This window comes from Achromobacter sp. UMC46, from assembly GCF_014170335.1.
Lineage (GTDB): Bacteria > Pseudomonadota > Gammaproteobacteria > Burkholderiales > Burkholderiaceae_B > Achromobacter.
Genome location: NZ_LZZS01000004.1, coordinates 254,245 through 277,125, shown reverse-complemented (window position 1 = coordinate 277,125; position 22,881 = coordinate 254,245). Strand labels below are relative to the sequence as shown.

At 69.5% G+C, this 22,881-nt stretch carries 16 protein-coding genes; 1 reads left to right on the top strand and 15 read right to left on the bottom strand.

Annotated features, from left to right (window positions below):
* Positions 1-44: 44 nt before the first annotated feature.
* The 10 genes from A9973_RS04170 to A9973_RS04125 form a co-directional block, all read right to left on the bottom strand.
* On the bottom strand, positions 45-821 hold the full coding sequence (locus tag A9973_RS04170) for a ProQ/FinO family protein (protein WP_183012511.1): 777 nt from the start codon (positions 819-821) through the stop codon (positions 45-47).
* Between the two features lie 82 nt (positions 822-903).
* A complete protein-coding gene (locus tag A9973_RS04165; protein WP_183012510.1) occupies positions 904-2,370 on the bottom strand; it encodes a hypothetical protein in 1,467 nt (488 codons plus the stop codon).
* 31 nt (positions 2,371-2,401) lie between these two features.
* Positions 2,402-3,544, bottom strand: coding sequence for a metallophosphoesterase (locus A9973_RS04160; protein WP_183012509.1), 1,143 nt, complete (start codon positions 3,542-3,544; stop codon positions 2,402-2,404).
* 143 nt (positions 3,545-3,687) lie between these two features.
* Positions 3,688-5,124 carry an amidase gene (locus A9973_RS04155; RefSeq protein WP_183012508.1) on the bottom strand — a complete coding sequence of 479 codons (1,437 nt, stop codon included), beginning with the start codon at positions 5,122-5,124 and terminating at the stop codon, positions 3,688-3,690.
* A gap of 15 nt (positions 5,125-5,139) precedes the next feature.
* A complete protein-coding gene (locus A9973_RS04150) occupies positions 5,140-6,693 on the bottom strand; it encodes an ABC transporter substrate-binding protein (protein ID WP_183012507.1) in 1,554 nt (517 codons plus the stop codon).
* A gap of 24 nt (positions 6,694-6,717) precedes the next feature.
* A complete protein-coding gene (locus A9973_RS04145; protein ID WP_183012506.1) occupies positions 6,718-7,572 on the bottom strand; it encodes an alpha/beta hydrolase in 855 nt (284 codons plus the stop codon).
* A complete protein-coding gene (locus tag A9973_RS04140) occupies positions 7,533-9,251 on the bottom strand; it encodes an ABC transporter ATP-binding protein (RefSeq protein WP_183012505.1) in 1,719 nt (572 codons plus the stop codon). Before A9973_RS04140 ends, A9973_RS04145 begins: the two co-directional genes overlap by 40 nt.
* Positions 9,248-10,066, bottom strand: coding sequence for an ABC transporter permease (locus A9973_RS04135; RefSeq protein WP_183012504.1), 819 nt, complete (start codon positions 10,064-10,066; stop codon positions 9,248-9,250). The genes A9973_RS04140 and A9973_RS04135 overlap by 4 nt, the downstream gene beginning before the upstream one ends.
* Positions 10,063-11,007: an ABC transporter permease gene (locus A9973_RS04130; protein ID WP_183012503.1), complete on the bottom strand. Its 945-nt coding sequence runs from the start codon at positions 11,005-11,007 to the stop codon at positions 10,063-10,065. Before A9973_RS04130 ends, A9973_RS04135 begins: the two co-directional genes overlap by 4 nt.
* A 4-nt stretch (positions 11,008-11,011) precedes the next feature.
* Positions 11,012-12,175 carry a C45 family peptidase gene (locus A9973_RS04125; protein ID WP_183012502.1) on the bottom strand — a complete coding sequence of 388 codons (1,164 nt, stop codon included), beginning with the start codon at positions 12,173-12,175 and terminating at the stop codon, positions 11,012-11,014.
* Positions 12,176-12,345: 170 nt separating this feature from the next.
* Between A9973_RS04125 and A9973_RS04120 the strand changes: the two genes are divergently transcribed.
* Positions 12,346-13,218: a GntR family transcriptional regulator gene (locus A9973_RS04120; RefSeq protein WP_183012501.1), complete on the top strand. Its 873-nt coding sequence runs from the start codon at positions 12,346-12,348 to the stop codon at positions 13,216-13,218.
* A gap of 33 nt (positions 13,219-13,251) precedes the next feature.
* Here A9973_RS04120 and fhuF read toward each other — a convergent pair whose 3' ends face one another.
* The 5 genes from fhuF to glgX form a co-directional block, all read right to left on the bottom strand.
* Positions 13,252-14,013: a siderophore-iron reductase FhuF gene (fhuF, locus tag A9973_RS04115; protein ID WP_183012500.1), complete on the bottom strand. Its 762-nt coding sequence runs from the start codon at positions 14,011-14,013 to the stop codon at positions 13,252-13,254.
* 146 nt (positions 14,014-14,159) lie between these two features.
* The gene (gene treY / locus A9973_RS04110) at positions 14,160-16,799 is read right to left on the bottom strand and encodes a malto-oligosyltrehalose synthase (RefSeq protein WP_183012499.1); all 2,640 of its coding nucleotides are present in this window, start codon (positions 16,797-16,799) and stop codon (positions 14,160-14,162) included.
* A complete protein-coding gene (malQ, locus tag A9973_RS04105; RefSeq protein WP_183012498.1) occupies positions 16,796-18,958 on the bottom strand; it encodes a 4-alpha-glucanotransferase in 2,163 nt (720 codons plus the stop codon). The genes treY and malQ overlap by 4 nt, the downstream gene beginning before the upstream one ends.
* On the bottom strand, positions 18,955-20,769 hold the full coding sequence (gene treZ / locus A9973_RS04100; protein ID WP_183012497.1) for a malto-oligosyltrehalose trehalohydrolase: 1,815 nt from the start codon (positions 20,767-20,769) through the stop codon (positions 18,955-18,957). Before treZ ends, malQ begins: the two co-directional genes overlap by 4 nt.
* Positions 20,766-22,877 carry a glycogen debranching protein GlgX gene (glgX, locus tag A9973_RS04095; protein WP_183012496.1) on the bottom strand — a complete coding sequence of 704 codons (2,112 nt, stop codon included), beginning with the start codon at positions 22,875-22,877 and terminating at the stop codon, positions 20,766-20,768. The genes treZ and glgX overlap by 4 nt, the downstream gene beginning before the upstream one ends.
* Positions 22,878-22,881 lie beyond the last annotated feature (4 nt).

Here is a 22,881-nt window from a genome sequence, read left to right as displayed (position 1 = left end):
CAGGCCGGGTTGCTTGTCGCCATCAATGCCGCCTGGCGGCGGTATTACGCAGGCTTGTCGGACGCGGGCGCGTGCGATGCAGGCGCTTCGGCCGGAGCATCCACCGGAGCGCTGGCCGGCGCGTCGGCCGCGGGGGCCTCGGCGGCGGCTGCAGGCGTATCGGCAAGTACCGGAGCGGCCACATCAGCCACATCAGCCACATCAGCCACATCAGCCACATCGGCGGCAGGCGCGTCGGTAGCGGCCGGCGCTTCAGCGGCCGGCACGCCGGCTGCGGCAGCGGCTTCCGCCTTCTTGGCCTTGTTGCGCGCGGCGGCGTTCTTGGAGGCGCTGCGCGAAGCCATGCGCTTGGCGTGCTTGGCTTCGTTGACGGTCACGGCGCCCGAGGGTTCGCCGTTCAGGTCCACGCGCGGCGCATCTTCCACCATGCAGGTCCAGTAGCGGCGGCCATCACACCAGGTCTTGACCGCTTCCTTGATCTGCGCCTCGTCCAGCTGCAGGGCCTGGGCGTGTTGCACCAGGTCCGCCAGCACGCCCAGCTTCAGGGGAAGCTTGGGAGCGGGGTTCTTGGGGAAGGCCTTGGGGAATTGGCGTTGCAGGCGCGAAATCGCGACCACGACGGGATCCACGGGGGTCTCGCGGCGTTCTGCGCGCTGCGGCCGTTGGCCCTTGTCGCCGCCTTGCGGGCGAGCGCCTTTATCGCCGCCTTGCGGACGCGGGCCTTTGCCGGCGCCTTGAGGCGAACGGGGTCCTTTGCCGCCGCCTTGCGGACGCGCTTCCTTCTTGGGGGTCGTCTCTTCGGGCGCTTGCTTGGTAATCAATGCCCGGATCGCGGCTAACTGTTCTAGTCCCATGTGCTACACAAAAAAAAGGTTGAGGCCGTGAGCATCAGCGCTCCGGCGGCTATCCCGACACCACGACAAGCAGTGCCAGGGACAAAAGAATGCCGAACGCGGCCAAGGCGAACGGCAGTAGTAGAACATACACGCTGCGTTCTTGCCCTTGCCCGTGAGCCAAACCGGCCGCGATCGACATTCTTACCGGTGAAAAAATGCCCATCGCCGTGCCCGATACGTGTAACAGCGCGGCCGCCGCCGGCACGTTCAGGCCCGCTTGAACCGCCAATGATAGCTGGGACGGCATGAACAGGCTGTTCGGCGCGTTGCCGCTGTTGGCCAGGATGCCGAATGCGCCGGCCAGCACAGGGGTGATCAGGATGGTCCAGTCCTGAAAGGCGGCGAACAAACCATCGGCATATGCCTGCGATATGCCCGCGCCCGCCAGCACTTCCGCCATCATCGCGAACAGGAAGACGGACATGACCGCATGGCGGCCCGTGTTCCACGAGGCGCGCGCCTGGACGGCAAGCGCCCCGGGCCGGCGCTGCCACGCGGCCATGGCGAGCGCGCCCGCGATCAGCCAGCTGCCGGCGTGCAGGAACGGCAACCAGGCGGGCAGGTCCGCGAAGGGCCGGAAGTCGGCCAGCGCTGCCAGGGTCCGGTTGACGCCGGGGATCAGACGCGTCGCCACCAGACAGGCGATCACGAGGATATAGGGCAACGCGCGCCGTGCCGCGGCCGCCGCTTGGGCGCGGTCCGGGCGGCGGTCCAGCAGGAAGCGCAGCACGATCAAGGGGCCGTAGGCGGCCAGCAACGCGGTCTCCGGGCCCAGCACGGCGGTGGCGGCCGTCAGCAGCCCCAGGCTGGCCGCCATCCAGACGGCTTCCCGCCGGTGTTCGGCGGCGTCCGCCCGCAAACCCGCATGGCGGGCGGTGCGCCAGAACAGGATCATCCATACGACCATCAGCAGCGCCACCGCCACCATGCTGTAGAGCGCCAGTTGCGGGGCCGGCACGCGCGCATAGGCGGATGCCAGCAAGGTGCCGCTGCCCATCGCCCCCCAGGGGATCAGGATCTGGCTCAGCAAGGCGAACACCATGATGTCGCGCGGCTTCAGGCCCAGCGGACGGATCAACAGCACGGTGCCCAGCATGCCCACGCCGAAGCCGGTGGCGGATTCGGCGAACGGGCCGATCAGGAAACAGGCGAAGAACAGCCGCCGGCGGCGGGCCAGCGGGTCATTCAGTTCAGCATGGCCGGCGGCGGCCGGCGCGGGCGCGGCGCCTTGCGAGGCCATCTGCCAGAACAGCAGGCCGCCCAGGATGTAAGGGGTGATGATCCAGCCGATCCACAGGCCGCGTTCCAGCGTCACGGCCAGTTGCGCGCCGCCGAAGGGCGCGGGCGCGGCGTAAAGCGCGATGGGGACCGCGGCAAACAGCCCCAGCACGGCGGCGATCGTGGTGTTGACCCGCCCGCTGGCGATGGCGGCGATCACGGTCAAGGCGGGCAGGGACCACAGAAGGTACGTCATGGGCGCGGCGGGGCGGGGTTATCGGGGAAGGTTATTGTGGCGTGGACGCGCCGGGTGACCGCAGCACGATCTGCGTGATTTCCGAGGGGCGGCCCAGGCGGATCGGGAAGCCGGGCCACAGGCCCGTGCCGTTGCTGACGTACAAGGTCATGCCGCCCACCTGGTACTGCCCCGACACGTAGCCTTCATTGGCCATTTGCGTCAGCAGGTGCGGGCCCAGGATCTGGCCGCCGTGGGTATGGCCGGACAATTGCAGGCCCGCGCCGGCTTGCGCGTTCAACGCCGCGCCCCCGGGGCGGTGGCTCAACAGGATGACGGGAACGTCTTGCGGCGCGCCGGCCAGCGCCTGCTTCACGTCGGGCATGGGCTGGTCGTAGGCGGCGGCCATCCTGTCCGTGACGCCGGCCAGCACCAGGCGCTGGCCATTCGGCGTCAGCGTGACGTGGCCGTTCAGCAGCAGGCGCAGGCCCAGCTTGTCGAACGCGGGCAGCCAGCGCTGATACTCGGCGTAGTACTCGTGGTTGCCGGGGATCGCGTACACGCCGTGACGGGCGCGCAACGCCTGCAGCGGCAGCACGTCGGCGACGCGAGCCTCGGTCGTGCCGTCGACCAGATCGCCCGTGATGACCGTCAGGTCGGGGTCCAGGCCGTTGGCCTTCTTGACGACGGCGTCGATCCACGGCGCTTCCAGCAGGCGGCTGGCGTGCAGGTCGGTCAGTTGCACCACGCGGAAGCCGTCCAGCTCGGGCGGCAGCTTCGGCAAGACGACTTCAAGGGTCTTCACGTCCGGCACGCGCACCGCCTGCCAGACGCCGATGGCGGACAGCGCCACGGCCACGACGGCGGCGCCCAGGGTCAAGCGTGGCGCCGCCCACAGCCGGCGGCCCCGTTCGCGTGAGACCGCATAGACGGCCATGCCGGCCAGGTCGCGGGCCAGCAGCAGCATGGCCAGCAGCAACAAGCTGCCGAACAGCCAGCCCAGCACCATCAACAGGGTCGCCGGGATTTCGGGCGAGGCCATGCTGCCGAAGAAGTTGCGGGTGACCAGGTGGTGTTCGGCCACCGCCAGCAACGCGACGGAAAGCAACGCCTTGGCGGGTTTGGACAGGGACAGCGGCAGGACGAAACGCCAGATGACATAGAGACTGATCAGTCCCGTGAAAACTTGGAACACGCGGTGATTCCTACTGAAAGCGGCGGGGAATGTGGGGGCCGAAGCCAGCGACATTATGACGGCCCGCCCCCGAGGGGGCAGGGTAGGCCCGCGGCGTGTAGGGATAAAGCGTCAGCCTGCGGTCCTGCCATCACCTGATGGCCTCAGGCATGGACCGGGGGCAGGCGACCGGCCCAGGGGCGCGTGCGCTCCAATTGGCCGGCCAGCTCGAAGAGCGTGGTTTCGTCGCCGTAGGGCGCCATGAACTGGATGCCGACGGGCAGTCCGCCGGCGCGCTGGAACAGCGGCACGCTCATGGCGGGGATGCCGGCGGCGTTGGCCGGGCGGGTGAAGACGGTGCCTTGCATGAATTCGTCGGCGAAGGCGCGCCAGTCGGGGCCGCGCACGTCCAGCGCGGTCATGGGCGGGGGCAGCGTCGGCATGACGGGGGTCAGCAGGATGTCGACCTCGCCGAACAACCCGCCCAGGCTGCGGGCGACGCTGTTGGCCGTGTTGCGGGCGGCCAGCAGGGCGGGAGCGGACAGGCTGCGGCCATAGTCGGCCAGGCCCAGGTTGACGGGTTCGAAGCCGTCCGCATCGGCCGGCCGGCCGGTGTCGGCGGCGATGGCGTCCACTTCCAGCGCCGTGTAGGCGGCGATGATGCGCAGGTAGGCGTCGGCCAGGGCGGATTCGTCGAAGTTGAACGCGGCGGGCTCAACCCGGTGCCCCAGCTGGCGGCACAGCGCCGCGGCCTCTTCCAGCGCGGCGGCGACGTCGTCGTCCAGGCGCAAGCCCATGCCGGGCCGAGTCACGACGCCGATGCGCAGCGGGCGCGGATCGCGGGACGCCGCCTGCGAATACGGGCCGGACTTGGCCGGCGCGGCGTAGAGGGCGCCAGGCTCCGGCGCGTCGGTCAGGTCCAGCAGCAAGGCCGAATCGCGCACCGAGCGCGTCAGGGCGTGGTGGCTGACCAGCCCGCCCCAGTTCTCACTGGACACCGGGCCGCAAGGCGTGCGGCCGCGCGACGCCCGCAGGCCGAACAGGCCGCCGCACGATGCGGGGATGCGGATCGAACCCGCGCCGTCGTTGCCATAGGCCAGCGGCACCATGCGGGCCGCCACGGCGGCGGCCGCGCCGCCGGACGATCCGCCGATGCTGCGGCCGGCGTCCCACGGGTTCAGCGTGGGGCCGTGCAGCGTGGGCGATGTGGCGATGTTGCCGGAGAACTCCGGCAGGTTCGTCTTGCCCACGATGACCATGCCGGCCGCCTTGTAGCGGCGCACGATTTCGTGGTCGTGCGCGGGCACATGGCCGCGGGCGGCGCGGCAGCCGAACGACATCGGGACCCCGGCATAGGTGGGGCAGTCGTCTTTCAGCAGCACCGGCACGCCGCGCAGCGGCGCATCGGCGGGCAAGTGGCGCAACTGCTCTTCGGCCGCTTCGCGCATCGTCAGGATGACGGCGTTCAACTGGGGGTTGACCCGGTCGATGGCGGCGAACGCGTGCGCCACGGCGTCGGCGGGGCTGAGCTGGCTGTCGCGGATGGCGGCCGCCAGGGCGGTGGCGTCGGCGTTCAGGTAATGGATTTCAGTGAATGACATGTCGGTAATGCGGGATCAGGGTTGGGTCTTGGTCACGCCCCAGAACCGGTGCGTGCCGGCCGGCCAGCCTGCGTAGCCCTGCACGACGGGCCGCAGCGCGGTCACGACCGGCAGGTTGAACAGGCCGATGATGGGGATGTCGCGCGCCATCAGCTCGTGCAGCTGGTTGAAGCCGTCGCGGCGCTTGGCCAGGTCGGGCTCCATCGCCACTTGCTTGAGCAGCGCGGCGGCCTTGGGGTCGTCCCACTGGCGGGTCGGTTCGAGCTTCTTGTCGCCAATAAGCGATTCGTACATCAAGAGCGGATCCAGGCGCGCGGAATAGCCGAAGATGGCCAGTTCATATTGGCCGCGTCCGTACAGGTCCAGCTGCGACGCCCAGTCGCGCACCTTCAGTTCCACGTTGATGCCGGAGGCGGCCAGCATGGCCTGCACGATGGTGGCCGCCTGCACGCGTTCCTGGCGGTTGGCCACCAGCAGCGTGATCGGCTGGCCCTTGTAGCCGGCCTGCGCCAGCAGCTTGCGGGCGGCGGCGGGGTCGTAGGCGGGCCACGTCTTGCTGCGTTCGTCGTAATAGGGGCTTTGCGGGACCAGCACCGAGGGGTTGGCCGTGTACAGCCCTTCGCCCGAGGCTTCGGCCAGGTCCGGCAGGCTGAGCGCCTGTGCGATGGCCTGGCGCATCCGCACGTCTTGCAGCGCCGGGGCGTTGGATTGCACCTGCATCACCAGCCAGCTGGGCGTCTGCTGGACCTGGACGGGGATGCCCTGGGCGCGCAGCGTCGCCATGGTGGCGGGCTCGATCCCGTCCACCACGTCCAGATCGCCCGAGAGCAGCCCGTTGCTTCGGGTGCTGGCGTCCGGCACGGTCATGAAGCGCAGGACGGGGATGGTGGCCGTCTTGTTGCCCGCATAGCCGTCTCGCGCGCCGGGCAGGGCGTCGTAGCCGGCGAAGCGTTTCAGGTCCAGTTGCCGGCCCTGCATCATGCCGCCGAAGGCATAGGGGCCGGTGCCGATCGGCGCGATGAAGCTGCCGTCCGCCTTGACGGAATCCGGGTGCAGGATCCACGGCGTGCACTGGACGGTGGCCATCGTCATGGGGAAATTGGGCGCGGGCGCGGCGAACGTGAAGCGCACGGTTAGCGGGTCCACCGCCTTTACGTCCTGCAGCGCGGGGCCGATCCTGCCGTTGTAGCGGTTGACGCACTGGAAGTTGGTCTTGAGATCCAGGTAGCGCTTGAAGTTCCAGACGACGGTGTCGGCGGTCAGCACGGCGCCGTTCTGGAAATGCACCTGGGGGCGCAGCTTGAATTCGTAGACCTTGCCGTCTTCGCTGGCCTGCCAGCTTTCCGCCAGCACGGGTTTGATCTTCAGGTCTTCGCCGTAGGCGACCAGGCCTTCGACGACATGCGCCAGCACCATGTCGGCGTTGGCGTCGCGGTTGACGCCCGGGTTGATGCTGGCGATGTCCGCATGCAGGGCCACGCGCAACATCTGGGCGTCGCCGGCGGCGTGGACGGGCGTGGCCAGCAGGCCGCTTGACAACAAGGCAAGAAAGGCAACGTTTCGGTTCATATTTTCCCCTTTGTTTTTAATGTCTTAGCGGCGAGACTTCAAAAATCCCTCGAAGAATGCTTCGACCGGCTCGATGACCTTGAAGGGTTCGTGGGCCACGCCCGGCACCGTGTCGCGGCGCACCTTGACGCCGTGGGCTTCGAAGCTCGCGGCCAGCGCCTCGATCCGCTGGATGCGGTTGTCACCTTGCAGCTCGGCGCCGGGCATCCACAGCTTGCTGTCCTTCGGGATGGCGATCTCCCAGGTGGCGGTGTCTTCGGTGCCCACGAGGGTCTGCACCGCGACCTGCCGCATGGCGGCGATATCGATCGTGCGGCCGAACCGGGCCGGCACGTCGCGCACGCCCACCCACCAGTCGTAGTCCGGGTTCAGCAGGGTCACCACGCCGGGGGCGCCGATGGAGACGGCTTGCAGCCGTTCCGGGTGCAGCATGAAGAAGCGCTGGCAGAACTGGCCCCCGCCCGAATAGCCGTACAGGAGGAAACGGTTGCCGTTGATGCGGTACTTGGCGATGGTTTCGTCCACCATGGACAGCAGCACGTGGTCGTAGCGGATGTCGTGGAACTGGATGCGCTTGTAGTTGGCCAGGTCGCCGGGTTCGATGATGCCCACCGGGAACAGGGGCGCCAGGACGATGCAGTCGTTGCGCTGGGCGAAGTCGGCGAAGCGGTCGCGGTACTGCGCGGCCGTGCGGCCGGTGCCGTGCACGATGACGGCCAGGTCGTAGGCCCTGGAGCCGGCTTCGTCGTAGTCGGGCGGCACATACAGGCAGTAGCTGAAGCGCTGGTCGAACTGGCTGGCGAAGAACGGCGTGGCGCCGAAGTCGTAGAAGCTGAGCTTCACGCCGTGGCCTTGGCGGCGCGGGGGAGTCGTGGACATGGCGGGGTCTCCTGGGAAAGCGATTCGGCGGGTTGCGGCTGGCTGGCCCGGGCGTCGTTGCGCCATTTCAGGCGCACGCCGCCGGATCCGGTGGCTTCAAGCATGGGGATGGCGTCCAGCAACTGGCGCGTATAGGGTTCGCGGGGGCGGTCGAAAATGGCGTCGCGCACGCCTTCCTCGACGATCCGGCCCGCCTGCATCACGATGACGCGGTCGGCGATCTGTTCCACCACGCCCAGGTCGTGGCTGATGAACAGGCACGAAAAGCCATAACGCTGCTGCAGGTCGGCCAGCAGGTCCAGGACCTGGGCGCGGACCGTGACGTCCAGCGCTGATACGGCTTCGTCGGCGATCAGCAGCGCCGGCCGGCGCACGAGGGCGCGCGCGATCGCCACCCGCTGGCGTTGCCCGCCGGACAGTTCGTGGGGGTAGCGCACACCGAAATCGCCGCCCAGGCCCACGTCCTGCAAGGTGGCGGCGACGCGCTCGTCCTTCTGCGCCGGCGTCAGCCCGGGCGACAGCCGCAGCGCCTCGGCCACCAGGGCGGACACCGTCATGCGCGGGTCCAGCGACGAGTACGGGTCCTGGAACACCATCTGGCAGTTGTAGCGGTAGTCGTTGAAGACGGCGCCGCGCGCCGCCAGCGGCTGGCCCTTGTAGCGCAGCTCACCGCCGGTCGGCGCGACCAGCCCCGTCAGCACGGAGCCCAGCGTCGTCTTGCCGGAGCCGGATTCGCCCACCACGGCCACGACTTCGCCGGGGTGGATATCCAGATCGATGCCGTGCAGCACGCGGTTGCCGGGCTGCCGGGCGAACCCGCCCTGGCGCGCGCCGTATTCCACCGTCAGGCCGCGCGTCGACAGCAGCGGCGCCTGGGTGGCCAGCGGGCGCGGCGGGCGGCGTTGCGGCAGCGTCGCCAGCAGCTGGCGGGTGTAGGCATGCGCGGGCGCGGCCAGCAGTTGCGCGGTCGGGCCGGTTTCGACGATGTCGCCGCGCCGCATGACGACCATGCGGTGCGCGTAGCGGGCCACCATGGGCAGGTCGTGGCTGATCAGCAGCACGGCCGTGCCGTTCTCCTGGGTCAGCTCCACCAGCATTTCCATCACTTCGCGCTGGATCACGGCGTCCAGCGCGGTCGTGGGTTCGTCGGCGATCAGCAGCGCGGGACGCAGCAGCATGGCCGAGGCGATCATGATGCGCTGGCGCATGCCGCCCGAGAATTCGTGCGGATAGGCGTCCAGCACGCGGGAAACGTCGGCGAGGCCCACGCGGCGCAGCATCGCTTCGATGCGGCCGCGATGCGAGGCGCGTTCGCGGGGCGCATGCTGCTCCAGGCCTTCCGCCAATTGCTGGCCGATGGTCAGCGACGGCGTGAGCGACGTCATGGGTTCCTGGAACACCATCGCCAACTTCGGGCCGCGCAGGGCGCGCAACTGGGCGGGGCGCAGCCCGTAGACGGACGTGCCGTCCAGCCGGATGTCGCCCGCCGTGCGGCCGATGGCCTGCGGCGTCAGCCGCATGATGGCGCGGCCCAGCAGGGTCTTGCCGGAACCCGATTCGCCGACCACGCCCACGATCTCGCCGCGCGCGACCTGCATGCTGGCCTGCGAGACCACGTTGTGGCCGTGGCCGGCGGCCAGCGTCAGTCCGTCGATATCGAGCAGGACGGGGGAAGTCATACGCGCCTCCGCATGCGGGGGTCGAGCCGGTCGCGCAGCGCGTCGCCCAGCAGATTGATGCCCAGCAGCGACAGCGAAATCGCCAGACCGGGGAAGACGGCCAGCCACGCGGCCTGGCCGATGTAGGTGCGGCTGCCGGCCAGCATGTTGCCCCAGGTCGGCGCGGGCGGCGCCACGCCCAGCCCCAGGAAACTGAGCGAGCTTTCGGCCAGGATGATCCAGCCGCACATGGACGTCGCCATGACGATCACCGGCGCCAGACAGTTCGGCAGCAGATGGCGCATCAGCGTGTAGAACTCGGAATTGCCCATTACCCGGGAGGCCCGGACGAATTCGCGTTCGCGCAGGCTCATCACGGTGCCGCGCACCACCCGCACGACCGACGACATGTAGGCGAGCGCCAGCGCCAGGATGATGCCGGTTTCGCTGGCGCCGAAGACGGCCAGCAGGCCGAGTGCCAGCAGCAGGCCGGGAAAAGCCAGCAGCGCGTCGTTCAACGCCATCAGCACCCGGTCCGGCCAGCCGCGCAGGTAGCCGCTGACCGCGCCGATCAGCACGCCGGCGCCGGTCGCCAGCAGCACGGTCATCAGGCTGACGCGCAGGCTGGCGGTGGTGCCGCGCATCAGCCGGCTGAACACGTCCCGGCCGAGTTCGTCCGTGCCCATCAGGTGGGTCAGGCTGGGCGCCGCCAGGCGCGCCTTGAAATTGAGCTTGAGCGGGTCGTAGGGCGTCCAGAACAGGGCCACCAGCGCGGTGACGACCACGGCCGCGACCAAGGCGCCGCCCACGACGGCGGTAAGGGAACGACGGTTCATTTCGCGGCCACCCTGGGATCGAAGATCGGATAAAGCAGGTCCACCAGCAGGTTCACCAGCACATAGACGGTGGCGATGAAAAGCAGGCAGCCCTGGATGACGGGATAGTCGCGGGCGAAGATCGCGTCCACCAGCAGGCGCCCCAGCCCGGGGATGGTGAACACGGTTTCGATGACCGCGATGCCGGCCAGCAGGTTGCCCAGGATCAGGCCCAGCAATGTCCAGGTGGGCCCGAACGAATTCTTGAAGGCGTGGCGCCACATCACCTTGCTTTCCGGCAGGCCCTTGGCGCGCGCGTGGGTGATGTAGTCCAGGTGCAGCACTTCCAGCGTCGAGGCGCGGGTCATGCGCAGGATCACCCCGATCTCGTGCAGCAGCAGCGTGGCCACGGGCAGCACCAGGTACAGCAGCGCGCGTCCGGGGTTCTCGCTGAAGGCGACAAAGCCCACGACGGGGAACCAGCCCAGTTTCAGCGCGAAAAGCAGCAACAGCAGCAGGCCCATCCAGAACGCCGGCAGCGACAGCAGCAGCGTGGCGCCTGCCACCAGCGCCAGGTCCGCCATGCGGCCTTGGCGCCAGGCGGCGAACATGCCGGCCGGCACCGCCACCAGGGTGGCCAGCACCACGGCGGGCAGCACGATCTGCGCGCTGACCGCGAACCGGTCCAGGATCAGCGTCATCACCGGCTGGCGGTTGGCGATGGATTGCCCCAGGTCGCCTTGCAGCACATGACCGGCCCAGATGGCGAATTGCGTCGGCCAACTGGCGTTCAGGCCCAGTTGTTCGCGCAACGCGGCCAGGCTGGCCGCGTCCGCCGAGTCGCCCAGCATCAGCGCGGCCGGATCCCCCGGGATCAACCGCAGCAGGATGAACACGGCAAGCGCGACGATCAGCAGCGTGGGCAACGCCATGCCGATCCGCGAGGCGACGAATCTGAGCATGGCGTCAGCCTGCCGCCAGTTCGGACTCGCGCACGTCGACCGCGTCCTGCGGTTCGTCGCCGTCCAGGCGGTAGGTGGTGAAGCGCCGGTTGGCGGCAGGCATGGGCGCGATCTCCATGATGCCCAACGCCGGTTCCATGACGATCATCGCCACCGTGGCGGTCAGGTTGCCGCCGTCGCCGTGGCGCGCCGGGCGGCATACGGAATAGGGCGCCAGGAAGTCATCGAACAGCGCGGCCTTGACGCTGTCGCGGTCCAGCAGGCGGCCTTGGGCCTGCAGCAGCCGGCGCACGCGCCAGTCGCGGTAGAAGCTCTCGGGCACGTGCGGGATGCCGGTGTCGCGCAGCTTGGATAGCGCGATGGCGCCGACCCAGTGGTTGGCGTGCACGATCAGGCCGTCGTCCGGGTACAGCGGGAACGCCTCGTCCGGCGCGCATTCGAAATCGATGCCGAAGCCCGCGGCGGTTGCGATCATGATGTTGTTCGAACACGATTTGGGCGTGGTCGCCACGACCTTGGCCGCCAGCGCGAAATGCTCCTGTTCCAGCACCTTGCGGCGGATCAGGCCCAGCGGCACGCCCAGGGATTTGTAATCGCGCTCGCATTCCAGGTAGTTGGCGGTGATGGACACGCCGGCCGCGTTCAAGCCGCTGCGCGCCAGCCCGCCCGCTTCCACGAAGGTCAGGTAGTCGGGGCCGTGGTCCTGGCGCACCCGCAGCACCACGCCGGTGTCGGCGCATTCGGCGCGCCAGTCCCAGTTCTGCGCATGGATCAGGTTGCCGGAGGCACTGCGTTCGGGCAGAAGGATGGCCCCGGTGCAGCCGTCGTCGGCCTCGTCGTCGGGATTGGCCGCGGCGCTTTGGGCCCGCGCCAGCGCCATGACTTCGGTGCGGGCGTTGATCATGACGATGTCTTCGAACGGCACGCCGGCGCCCGCCGCGATGCCGTGCATTTCCTCGACATAGCGTTCGTCGAAATCGCCGATGCGGCGTGCGTAATCGGCGATCAGGGCCGACTTCTGGGCGGCGCTCATGCCGAATCCGTCCAGGGCCCCGCCATACAGCGCCACGCTCTGGCGGATGCGGGGGGCTAGCGCCTGCCCGTACTGCCGGCCGCGGCTTTCCGGGCCGCCCGTCAACGTCACACAGGGGAAGGGGGTGATCGCCATCTATCCGTCCTTTTGTATTTTGTTGCTGTGTAATACACTAATTAGCCCGGTTGTTGGCTGTCAATCTGTTTTATGACGCGGTATATGAAATCTAGGGAAAACGTGAATGCCAAGGATGCGAATTGGCATTGAGGATAGGAACCACCCGTGAAGCGCAGGAGCGCGATGCCATGCAGGAGCTAAGTCCCCTACAGATCGAAGTCGCGCGCAAGCTGACGGCGCTGATTCAAGGCGGCCGCTGGCAGGTGGGCGAACGCCTGTCGGATGCGCGGCTGGCGCAGGAGCTCAAGGTGTCGCGGTCGCCGATCCGGCAAGCGCTGAACCTGCTGACGCGCCAAGGGCTGGTGGCGTATACGCCGGGCAAGGGCTACCGGCTGGAGCGCGAACCCGGCAGCGACGAAAGCCTGGACGAACTGATGCCGCATTCCGAGTCGGAAAGCCTGTATGGCGACCTGATGAGCGCGCGCGCCGTCGGCCGCCTGGGTGCCGAAGTGTCCGAGGCGCAACTGGTCGAACAATTCCAGGTGACGCGCGGCGCGGTGCGGCGCGCGTTGATGCGCTTTGCGACCGAAGGGCTGGCCGAGCGCCTGCCGGGGCACGGCTGGCATTTCGCGGAAAGTCTGGACAACGAGCAGGCGGTGAACGAGAGCTACGAGTTCCGGCTGATCGTCGAGTGCAATGCGCTGATGACACCGGGGTATGCGCCACGCGCCGACCAGTTGGCCGCGCTGCAGCGCGAACAGACCGAGATCCTGCAGATGCCGGTGGACCAGCTGCAACGCGACGCCTGGTTCAACGCCAACGCGGCCTTTCATGAAACGCTGGCGGCGTGGTCGAACAACCGTTTCCTGACCGAGGCCGTGCGGCGCCAGAATTCACTTCGGCGCATGACCGAATACGCCAACTTCGGGCATCTGGCCGAGGTCCATATCCACCAGGCGTGCACCGACCACCTGGGGATTCTGGCGGCGCTGGCCGAGGGCGACCGCGACTACGCGACCGCGCTGCTCAGGCGGCACATCACGCGGTCGGCGGATATCTAGGAAAAGCGGGGCGGCAATGGCCCCAGCGCGAGGCTAGCGGGTCTTGGCACGGCTTGCCCGGTGCTGCGGCGCCAGCGGGCAGGCCGCGCAGTACTGCGCGGTCGGCAGAAGATGGTAGAGGCAGCACTCGCGGTGCAACGTGACCATGGGATCCGCGCCGCGCGAGGTCCGGGGCGGCAGGCACAGGGGGTTGGGGCGTTCGTCCGCCGCATCGCCCCACCAGGGGTTCTCCAGCAACTGCAGCCTGTCCTGGCGCACGGCGTCGCTTGCCGCCGTGCCGTGCGTATGGGTCTCGACCGCCTTCAGCACCACCTCAAGGTAGCGCACCGCGCCGCCCCAGACCACCTTGCGGGGCAGCCGGCCGGCGCGGAACAACGCCTCGGCCAACGGCTGCAGGTGGTGCCAGACCAGCGCGTGGTACCGGCGCCAGACATCGCCGGCGGGATCCGCTGCGCCGAGCGCCTGGATCTGGAAGCGGGCAGGTGCCGCGTTGGCGTCCAGTTCGATCCACATGGCGTCGCTGCGGGCAGGCAGCGCGTGGCGCGCGCCGCTGGCGGCGGCGGCCATGGGCGGCAACAGGGTCCACAGATAGCTCATGGCCCAGGCGGAGGCCACCGCGCGCGGATCGGCGTCCGACCAATGGCGGCGATGGCGCGCCAGTGCGTCCGCCAGCCCGGCCTCGTCGCCCAGCAGCGCGGCGGCATTGCGCGCGTCGGCAGCCGGCGCGCTCCACTGCACCGTTTCGGCGTAGGGCCGCCATTCCTCTCGGAAGAAGGGTTGCAGCAACGCGATCATGCGCGCGATGCCGGCATGGGTCGGATCATGGGGTTTGGATTGGAGGGGAATCCCGGGGCGGGCCGGCGGATTCCGGCCTGCGAAAGATCCGCAGCGTAAAGAGAAAGCGGCGGCAGCGCAAATTCAGCGCAGCCGCGCCGTTCGCGTCAAGCGGCCACGCACAGCGCGATCGGGCAATCGCGCAGCAGCTCGCCCAGGTCCAGGTCGCCGGCGCCGCCGACACCAGGACGCCGTCCGGACAGCGTATTCAGCAGGCCATCCGTGGGCAGGCCGGCGGGCAGCCGGACGTGCGTGCCGTCCCAGAACCGGCGCGCCTGCGTGGATTGGCCGTGGGCATACGACGCGCCAAGCGCCAGCGCGCATAGCCGGGGGGCAATGACCAGCACGCTTCGCGCTTCGTGCCGCCGCAGGTAGGCCAGCACATGGGCGGCCTGCGGACCGTGCGCGGCAAGGGGCGCGTAGCGCCCATGATGGAACAGCGCGGGATCACGGGTACGCAAGGTCAGTGCGCGGCGGATCAACGCCTGTTTGACCGCTCCCGTTTGCCAGGCTTCCGTGCCCGTGGGGATCGGTCCGTCCGCGTCGTCCAATGCCAGCAGGCGCGTGCGCGCGGGATAGTCGACCGGGCGGCGGTTGTCGGGATCGACCAGGCTGAAATCCCAGAGGTCCGTGCCTTGGTAAAGGTCCGGCACGCCGGGCAGCGTGCAGCGCAGCGCGGTCTGCGCCAGGCTGTTCACCATGCCGGCGGGCGCGATGCGCAACGCGTATTGCGCGATTTCCCGCCGCAGGGCACAGCCGTCTTCCGTGTCCTTGAGCGCATCGATGCAGCGCCGGGCGGCTTCTTCGTAGGCCGGATCGGGATCCGTCCAGCTGGTGCGCAGCTTGGCCTCGCGCAGCGCCTTCTGCTGCCATTGGGCGATGCGTTCCAGATATTCCGCCAAGGGGCCGCCGGAACCGTCGGCGGCAAGGCCAAGCGGCCACGCGCCGACCAGGCATTGCAGCAGCAGGTAGGCGTCGGCCTGCGCGATGGGGCCGGGTCGGGCAAGACGCGGCACCCAGGCTTGGGCAAGGCCGATCCACGCGTGGGGCGCTTCGCTCAGTACCGCAAGGCGGGCCCGCGTGTCTTCGCCGCGCTTGTGGTCGTGGGTGCCGGTGGCAAGCATGGCGTGGGGATGGGTGGCGGCGCGTTCGGCGCACAGCGCGTGGAACGCATCGGGTGACAGCGAAAACCGGTCGGGGCTTGATCCCACCTCGTTGCGGGACAGCAGCGGGCCGCGCCGATAGAACAGCGTGTCTTCCAGCGCTTTGGCCGCCAGCGGCGGCGTCAGTTGCTGAAAGCGCCGCAGGCAGTGCGCCAGGGCGTCGGCCGGCGCGAGGGGGGCGCCGCCGCGCTCGGCCGCTGGGCCCTCATCCTGCGATGCGCCGCTGAGCCATTGGTCTATTTGCGTCAGCAGACATGCGTCTGCCGTGTCCGGCCCCAGCGCCGCGCGGGCCTGGTCAAGGGCGGCGGCGCACCAGTGCGCGTCCGCGAGGCTGCGGCCGCCGTCTTCCGCGTAGGTGCGATACACCGGAAACACGGCCAGCCAGGCGGTCAGCACGCGGTCGATGGCGGCCAGGGTCCAGTCGCGCGTGCCCGGGTCCCTTTGCGCGACGCCCGCCAAGGCGCGCGCCAGCGCCAGGCGTTCGGCCGGAAAGTGCCTGGACAGCATCCGGTGGCGCGCGTCCTGCAATTGGGCGGACGCGTCGCGCGGATCGCCGCTCAGGGCGTTCCAGAATGCCGTAAGCGGCGCGTGCGCGCCCGGGGCGTGCAGCAACGCGCCGACCTGATCCATGAAGTCGTAGCCCGTCGTGCCGTCGGCCGGCCAGCGGTAGTCCAGGGTTTCCCCATCAGCCAGTATCTTTTCCACGATGAGCCAGGCGCTTGCGCGGCCGCCTCGGGCTTGCGTGAGCGCCTGGCGCAAGCGGCGCAGGTACGCGCCCGGGCAGGCCAGGCCGTCGACATGGTCGATGCGCAGGCCGTCCAGCACGCCTTCCTGATACAGGCGCAACACCATCCCGTGGACGGCGTCGAACACGGCGTCGTCTTCGACGCGCACGCCGACCAGTTCGCTGATTTCGAAGAAGCGGCGCCAGTTGATCTGGTCGGACGCGGTGCGCCACCACGCCAGGCGGTAGTGCTGGCGTTCCAGCAAGTCGTGCAGCCGTGCCCGTCCATCGGCGGTTCGGGGCGCGTACCTGGCGACGTCCTGGCCGTCGGCCATGGGCTCCGGCGCAAGGGGCAGACGCTGGTCGCCGACGGCTACGACGCACTCGCCCGCGTCCTGGACGAGCCGGATCGCGCCCGTTTGCAGGCAGGCCCCGTAAGGTTGCGGCAGCACCGGCAGCAAGACCTTGCCGTGCAAGGCCGGGTCGGGTGGCTGCCAGTCGATGTCGAACGCGCGGGCATGCGGGCTGCGCGGGCCCAGGCGCAGCACGTCCGCCCACCACGCGTTGGCGGGATCCGCGGCCATGTGGTTGGGCACGATATCGGCGATCAGGCCTATGCCCAGCGCGTGGGCGGCGACGGCCAGACGGCGCAGCGCGGCGTCTCCGCCCAGCACCGCGCTGACGCGCTGATGGTCGATCACGTCGTAGCCGTGGGTCGAGCCGTCGCGCGCTTCTGTGATGGGCGACAGGTACAGGTGGCTGACGCCCAGCGCCGCATGGTAGGGAAGCTGCTCGCGGGCGTCGTCCAGCGTGAATCCGGCATGCAATTGCAGGCGCGCCGTGGCGCGGGGCGCGTTCATGGCTGGCCCCTTGTGGCGCGCACGGGTTGCAGGCGCGCGACGCTGGTCGGCGCGTTCAGGCAATCGGCGACGGATAGCGGCACGCGTTGGCGCCAGTTGGGGTGGCCGGCGACGGTGCCGGGCAGATTGGGCTGATCCAGTTGGCCCGTCAGGTCTTCCAGCGTCACCAGCATCAGCGGGCACGGCGTTGCCGCGACAAAGCCCAGCAGTTCGGCGCCTGGCGGCTCACGCGGCAGCGTCAACGTGGATGCGGCAGGCGAGGACGCCTGCACGGTGCGCCACAAGGCGGCGCGGTCTTCAAGCCGCGCGGCGCGCAACGCGGCCTCGTTCTGATCGGGACCTAGCAGGCCCAAGCGCGAGCGCCACAGGATGTCCTGCGCGTGCCACCAGCCCTCAAGCGTGGGCAGATCATGCGTGGTCGTCATGGCCACGGCGTGGGATGGCCAATCGGCGGGAGCCAGAAACTCGGCCGGTCCGGCGGCATCCGGGGCGCGGTCGGGCGCGGGTCCAGGTGCGTCCGCTGCCGGTTCGTCCGCCCGCATGAACCACAGCACGTCCATGCCCAGCAGTCCATGGCCTTGCAACTGGGCATCGAATCCGTCGGGCACCGTGCCCAGGTTTTCGCCGATGACCAGCGCGCGGTGCAACCAGGCTTCCAAGGCCGTCAGCCGCAGCAACTGCGTCAGCGGGTAGCGCAAGTAGGCGCCGTCCTGCGGCGGGGCGCCATCGGGGATCAACCACATCCGCGCCATGCCCAGGATATGGTCGATGCGCACGCCGCCGGCCTGGGCCAGGCTGGCGCGCAGCATGGCCAGAAACGCCGAGTATCCCGATTGCCGCAAGGCCGTAGGCGACAACGCGGTCAGGCCCCAGCCCTGGCCCAGCGGGTTGTGCAGGTCCGGCGGTGCGCCCACGCTTGCGCGCGACATCAGGTCGGCCTGGCGGCTCCAGGCGTGGCTGCCCGCAGGGCTGCCGCCCACCGCCAGATCGGCCAGCAAGCCCACGCGCATGCCGGCGTCGCGGGCGGCCTGCTGGGCCCGCGCCAGGCTGGCCGATGCCAGCCACTGGCCGAACATGTGCGCGCCGACGTCGTCCGCGTGCGCGTCGGCGTAGCGTTCGGTGGCGGGGGATCGCGGGTCGCGCAGATCGGCGGGCCAGTCCGTCCAGGGAACCGGCGCGCCCTGCATGCGTGCGCGATCGGCGTGCAGCGCTTCGAACAAGGCGTGGTCGCGCAGGTCTTGCCCTGCCGCGTTGCGGTAGTCGTCATACGCCTGGCGCTGCGCGGCCGAAGCCGCTGCCGGGAACCGGGCGTGCAGGCGGCGCAGCAACGCCAGCCGTGCCGTGGCGGCGGCAGGCCAGTCGATCAGCGGCCGCGCGTCCAGCGCGCGCAACTGCGCATGGTCCATGCCGGCCAGGGCGTCATGGACCGCCGCGTGTCCGAGGACGCCGGCCGGGTCGGCGTACAACGTATTCAGGAACAGGCGGCTGGACGGGGAGTAGGGGCTGCAATGCGCGGGGTCCGCCGCGAACATGGCGTGGACGGGGCTGATGGCCAGCGCGTCCGCGCCCGCCGACCCGGCTGCGCTGGCAAGGTCGCGCAACGCGCCGAAGTCGCCGAAGCCGTGCGTGGCCCGCGCCAGATCCGTGGACGGGCGGCGCAGGCTGTAGAGCTGGACGGCCAATCCCCAAGCGCGGGCATCCTTGACGCCCAACAGGTCGTCGAGCGTGGGCGCGCGCGGCGGCGCGACGGCGAGTGTCGCGGACCCGCCGGGCGTGTCCAACGCGTAGTAGCCCGGCGTGGCGGGCGCACGCAGGGTGGGTGCGCCATCTGCGCCGGTGGCGGTGCGGACGGCAATCGGCGGCTGTGACGGCGTTTGCATGTGGCAGGCACCGGCGCAATCCGCAGGCAGCGGCACCGTTTCGCCGGGCAATGCGATCAGCATCGGCGGCAAGCGATGTTGCGCCGAGGCGGCGGACAGGCGTTGCTGGCTATCGCGGATCTCCGCATCTGTTCCGGCAGGCAGGTCCATCGCGTCGAGCAGGGCGCGCAACGTATCGGTGGAGACTCGGCGTGGGCGGTGGTCGGCGCCCGTCCAGTCTTCGACGATCCCGGCGTCGGCGGCCAGCGCCGACAAGGCGCTTTGGGCGGGGGCGTTCATGCCGCCTCCTCAAGCAGCCAGACGGCGCTTTCCGCGCACAGGCTGCCCAGGCCCAGCGCGTCGAACGCGCCCGGCCGGGATTCGAACAGCAGCGACGAAAACAGCGATCCTGCCGGCGCAAGGCCGGGGCCAAGCGCTTGGGGATCCGGGCCCAGGTTGGCGTAGAGGGTCAACACGGCGCCGTCGCCCAGGCGCCATTGCACACGGACGGCATGTGGTCCGACGGCGCAAGCCGCGATGCTGCGCGTCCCGGCCAGACGTGGCGTGATCACGCGTTGGCGCAGATACAGCAGCGCGCCATAAAAGGTGCGCCATGCCTGCGCATCGCCGTCGTCTTCATTCTTGTCGCGGGCCTTGGGCCACGGGACGCTTTGTTTCCACGCGGCCTCCGCGTTCGGGTCCGGCACCGCCTGGGCATCCGCGCCGCGAAAACCGGGAAAGGCCGAGAATTCCCGCTGGCGGCCGTCCCGTACCGCTTGCGCAAGGGCCGGGTCCGTGTGGCTGGTGAAATAGAGGAATGGGGCGCGGCTGCCGGACTCTTCACCCATGAAGATCAGCGGAATCTGCGGCGCCAGCAGTTGCAGCGCGACAGCGGCGCGCAGGCGGTCCGGATTTTCCGCCAGCACTGTCAGCCGTTCGCCCGCCGCGCGGTTGCCGGTCTGGTCGTGGTTCTGCAGGAACAGCACGAATGCTGTGGGCGGCAGATGGCCGCTGGGTTCGCCGCGCGGAGCACCGTGCCGGACGTGCGAGGGCTGGCCCTGGTACAGCCAGCCCTGCGCCAGGCAACGCGCCAGCGCGTCGGCGGGATGGTCGGCATAATCGGCGTAGTAGCCGTGGGATTCCCCGGTCAAAAGGTGGTGCAGCACGTGGTGGGCGTCGTCGTTCCATTGCGCGTCGTAGCCCTGGCTGAGCAGGCTGGCGCGGTTGTCGTCGTTTTCCAGTACCAGATGGATGTGGCGCTGCGCGGGAATCTGGCCGCGCACGAACTGCGCCAGTTCCACAAGCCAATCCGGGTCGGCGATCGCGTGCACGGCGTCGAACCGCAGACCGTCGAACCGGAATTCCGTCAGCCAGTACAAGGCGTTTTCTTCGAAATAGCGGCGTACCGCCGGCTGACGGAAATCGATGGCGGGGCCCCACGGCGTGGATATGTCTTGGCGAAAGAACGGCGCTGCATATTGCGGCAGATAGTTGCCGTCGGGGCCGAAATGGTTGTAGACCACGTCCAGCATCATGCTGATTCCCAGGCCGTGCGCCGCGTCCACCAGGTGCTTGAGGGCGTCCCGAGAACCATAGGCTTCGTCCGGCGCGTAGGGCAGCACGCCGTCGTAGCCCCAGTTGCGCGGCCCGGGGAAGTCGGCGACGGGCATCAGTTCGACGACGGTGACGCCCAGCGCAGCCAGCTCGGGCAACCTGGCGGCCAGCCCAGCGAAGCCGCCGGCCAGGCCCGCGTGCGTTTCGTAGACGACGGCGTCTTCCCAGGGGCGGCCGTGCCATGACGGATGCTGCCAAGGATAGGCGTCGGGTCCGGCGACGACGCTGGCGCCGTGCACGTCGCCATCTTGCTGGCGCGAGGCGGGGTCCGGCACCAGCAGGTCGTCGCCCAAGCGGTAGCGGTACCGGGTGCCGGGTGGGCAGTCGACGTCTGCCTGGGCGTAGCCGTCGGGGCCGGGGTGCAGGGCTACGGGTTCGCGTCCGTCGATCACCAGCGCCAGCGCGGCGGGCGCGGTGGGCGCCCACAGGCGAAAGCGCGTGCGGCCGTCGGGCAGCGGCAGCGCGCCATGGGTGTAGGGTTCGGGCCACGCCGTCATGGCATCCCCCCGGGGATGCAGGCGGCCGACAGCAGGACCAGGCCATGCGCCTGCACGGTCAGGCTGGCGTCGGACATGGGCGCGGCCGGGACCTGCGTGGCGGAATCCAGTTCGCGGATCCAGGGTTGGCTGGGCTCGGGCAGCGTAAAGGCGACGGGTTCGTCGCCCGGGTTCAACAGCAACAGCGTGATGTCCGCGCTGCCGTCGTCCCGCAGCGCAGCCCGGCGCAGGGCCATCGCGAGTGTCTGCGGATCGTCCCAGGATTCCTGGCTGATCGGGTCGCCGCCCGTGTCGAACCAGCTGATGGCCGCGACGCCGGGGCAGATTTCCTGGGCGGCGTCGCCGAAGCGCGCGGCGCGCAGGCTGGGATGGTCACGCCGCAACGCGACGGCGCGCGCGACGAAATGGCTCAGCGCACGCCCGGCGTCGCTCTGGGCCAGGGTCCAGTCCAGCCACGACAGGGGGCCATCCTGGCAGTAGGCGTTGTTGTTGCCGTCCTGGCTATTGCCGAACTCGTCGCCGGCCAGCATCATCGGCGTGCCGTCGGACAGGAACAGCGTGGCCAGCAGCGCCCGCTGCACCTGCCCGCGTCGCTCCAGGATGGCGTCGTCCTGCGTCGGCCCTTCCTCGCCCCAGTTGCGGCTGTAGTTTTCGGCGTGGCCGTCGTTGCCGCCTTCGCCGTTCGCCTCGTTGTGGCTCGCGTCGTAGCTGACGAGGTCTTGCGTGGTGAAGCCGTCGTGCGAAGCCACGAAGTTCACGCCGGCCCAGGGCCGGCGGTGGCGCCGGTCGAAGACATCGCGCGAACCGCATAGCCGGGCCGCCATATCGCCGCGCATGCCTTCGTCGCCACGCCAATAGCGGCGGACGGTGTCGCGGTAGCGGTCGTTCCATTCGGCAAGGCCCGGCGGATGGTTGCCCAATTGGTAGCCGTCGGGCCCGATGTCCCAGGGTTCCGAGATCAGTTTCACGCCGGCCAGCGCCGGGTCTTGCAGCAGGGCGTCAAAGAAGCCCGATCCCGGGTCGAAGCCCGTGCCTTCGCGGCCTAGCGTCACGCCCAGGTCGAAGCGGAAGCCGTCCACGCCGTAGGAGTGCGTCCAATAGCGCAACGAATCCATCACCATCTGCAAGACGCGGGGATGCGAGAGGTTCACCGTGTTGCCGCAACCGGTGTCGTTGATGTAATAGCGTTCTTCGCCCGGCATCAGGCGGTAGTAGCTGGCGTTGTCCAGCCCGCGCCAGGACATCGTCGGGCCCAGTTCGCTGCCTTCGCAGGTGTGGTTGTAGACGACGTCAAGGATCACTTCCAGGCCGGCGGCGTGCAGGCGGCGCACCGCCTGGCGCAGGTCGTTGGGCCCGCGCTGCAGATACGCGGGTTCGGGTGCGAAGAACGACAGCGTGTTGTAGCCCCAGTAGTTGCGCAGGCCGCGTTCGAGCAGGAAACGGTCTTGCAGGAAGGCGTGCACCGGCAGCAGTTCCACGGCGGTCACGCCCAGGCGGTGCAGGTGTTCGATGAAGCGCGGGTCGGCCAGGGCGGCGCAGGTGCCGCGCAGCGGTTGGCGCAGGTCTTCGCGTTGCATGGACACGCCGCGCAAGTGCACTTCGTAGATCGTCGTGTCCGTCCACGCGGTGCGCGGCGCCTTGCTGTTGCCCCAGTTGAACGGCACGTCTTCCGTCACGATGGCTTTGGACATCGCCGGTGCGCTGTCGCGGCGGTCCATCGACAAATCGGCGCGCGCGTGGTTCAGCCGGTAGCCGAACAGCGCATCACTCCAGCTGGCCGGGCCGGTCAGGTGGCGGGCGTAGGGGTCCAGCAGCAGCTTGTGCGGATTGAAACGATGCCCGTTGCGCGGGTCATAGGGGCCGTGCGCGCGGTAGCCGTAGATCAGCCCCGGCTGGGCGTCGGGCAGGTAGCCGTGCCAGACCTCGTCCGTGCATTCCGGCAGGTCGAAACGCCGCAGTTCCTTGCGGCCGCGCGCGTCGAACAGGCACAGTTCGACGCGCGTGGCGTTGGCCGAGAAGACGGCGAAGTTCACGCCCAGGCCGTCGCTTGTCGCGCCCAACGGGTACGGCTGGCCGGTAGTCAGGCGGGGCAGTTGAGAGGGGTCCATGGGG

Coding starts and splice junctions, on each gene's coding strand:
- A9973_RS04150 (WP_183012507.1), bottom strand. CDS start 6,693: ATGAACCGAAACGTTGCCTTTCTTGCCTTGTTGTCAAGCGGCCTGCTG.
- A9973_RS04165 (WP_183012510.1), bottom strand. CDS start 2,370: ATGACGTACCTTCTGTGGTCCCTGCCCGCCTTGACCGTGATCGCCGCC.
- glgX (WP_183012496.1), bottom strand. CDS start 22,877: ATGGACCCCTCTCAACTGCCCCGCCTGACTACCGGCCAGCCGTACCCG.
- A9973_RS04125 (WP_183012502.1), bottom strand. CDS start 12,175: ATGGCGATCACCCCCTTCCCCTGTGTGACGTTGACGGGCGGCCCGGAA.
- treY (WP_183012499.1), bottom strand. CDS start 16,799: ATGAACGCGCCCCGCGCCACGGCGCGCCTGCAATTGCATGCCGGATTC.
- A9973_RS04155 (WP_183012508.1), bottom strand. CDS start 5,124: ATGTCATTCACTGAAATCCATTACCTGAACGCCGACGCCACCGCCCTG.
- A9973_RS04120 (WP_183012501.1), top strand. CDS start 12,346: ATGCAGGAGCTAAGTCCCCTACAGATCGAAGTCGCGCGCAAGCTGACG.
- malQ (WP_183012498.1), bottom strand. CDS start 18,958: ATGAACGCCCCCGCCCAAAGCGCCTTGTCGGCGCTGGCCGCCGACGCC.
- A9973_RS04135 (WP_183012504.1), bottom strand. CDS start 10,066: ATGAACCGTCGTTCCCTTACCGCCGTCGTGGGCGGCGCCTTGGTCGCG.
- treZ (WP_183012497.1), bottom strand. CDS start 20,769: ATGACGGCGTGGCCCGAACCCTACACCCATGGCGCGCTGCCGCTGCCC.
- A9973_RS04130 (WP_183012503.1), bottom strand. CDS start 11,007: ATGCTCAGATTCGTCGCCTCGCGGATCGGCATGGCGTTGCCCACGCTG.
- A9973_RS04140 (WP_183012505.1), bottom strand. CDS start 9,251: ATGACTTCCCCCGTCCTGCTCGATATCGACGGACTGACGCTGGCCGCC.
- fhuF (WP_183012500.1), bottom strand. CDS start 14,013: ATGATCGCGTTGCTGCAACCCTTCTTCCGAGAGGAATGGCGGCCCTAC.
- A9973_RS04145 (WP_183012506.1), bottom strand. CDS start 7,572: ATGTCCACGACTCCCCCGCGCCGCCAAGGCCACGGCGTGAAGCTCAGC.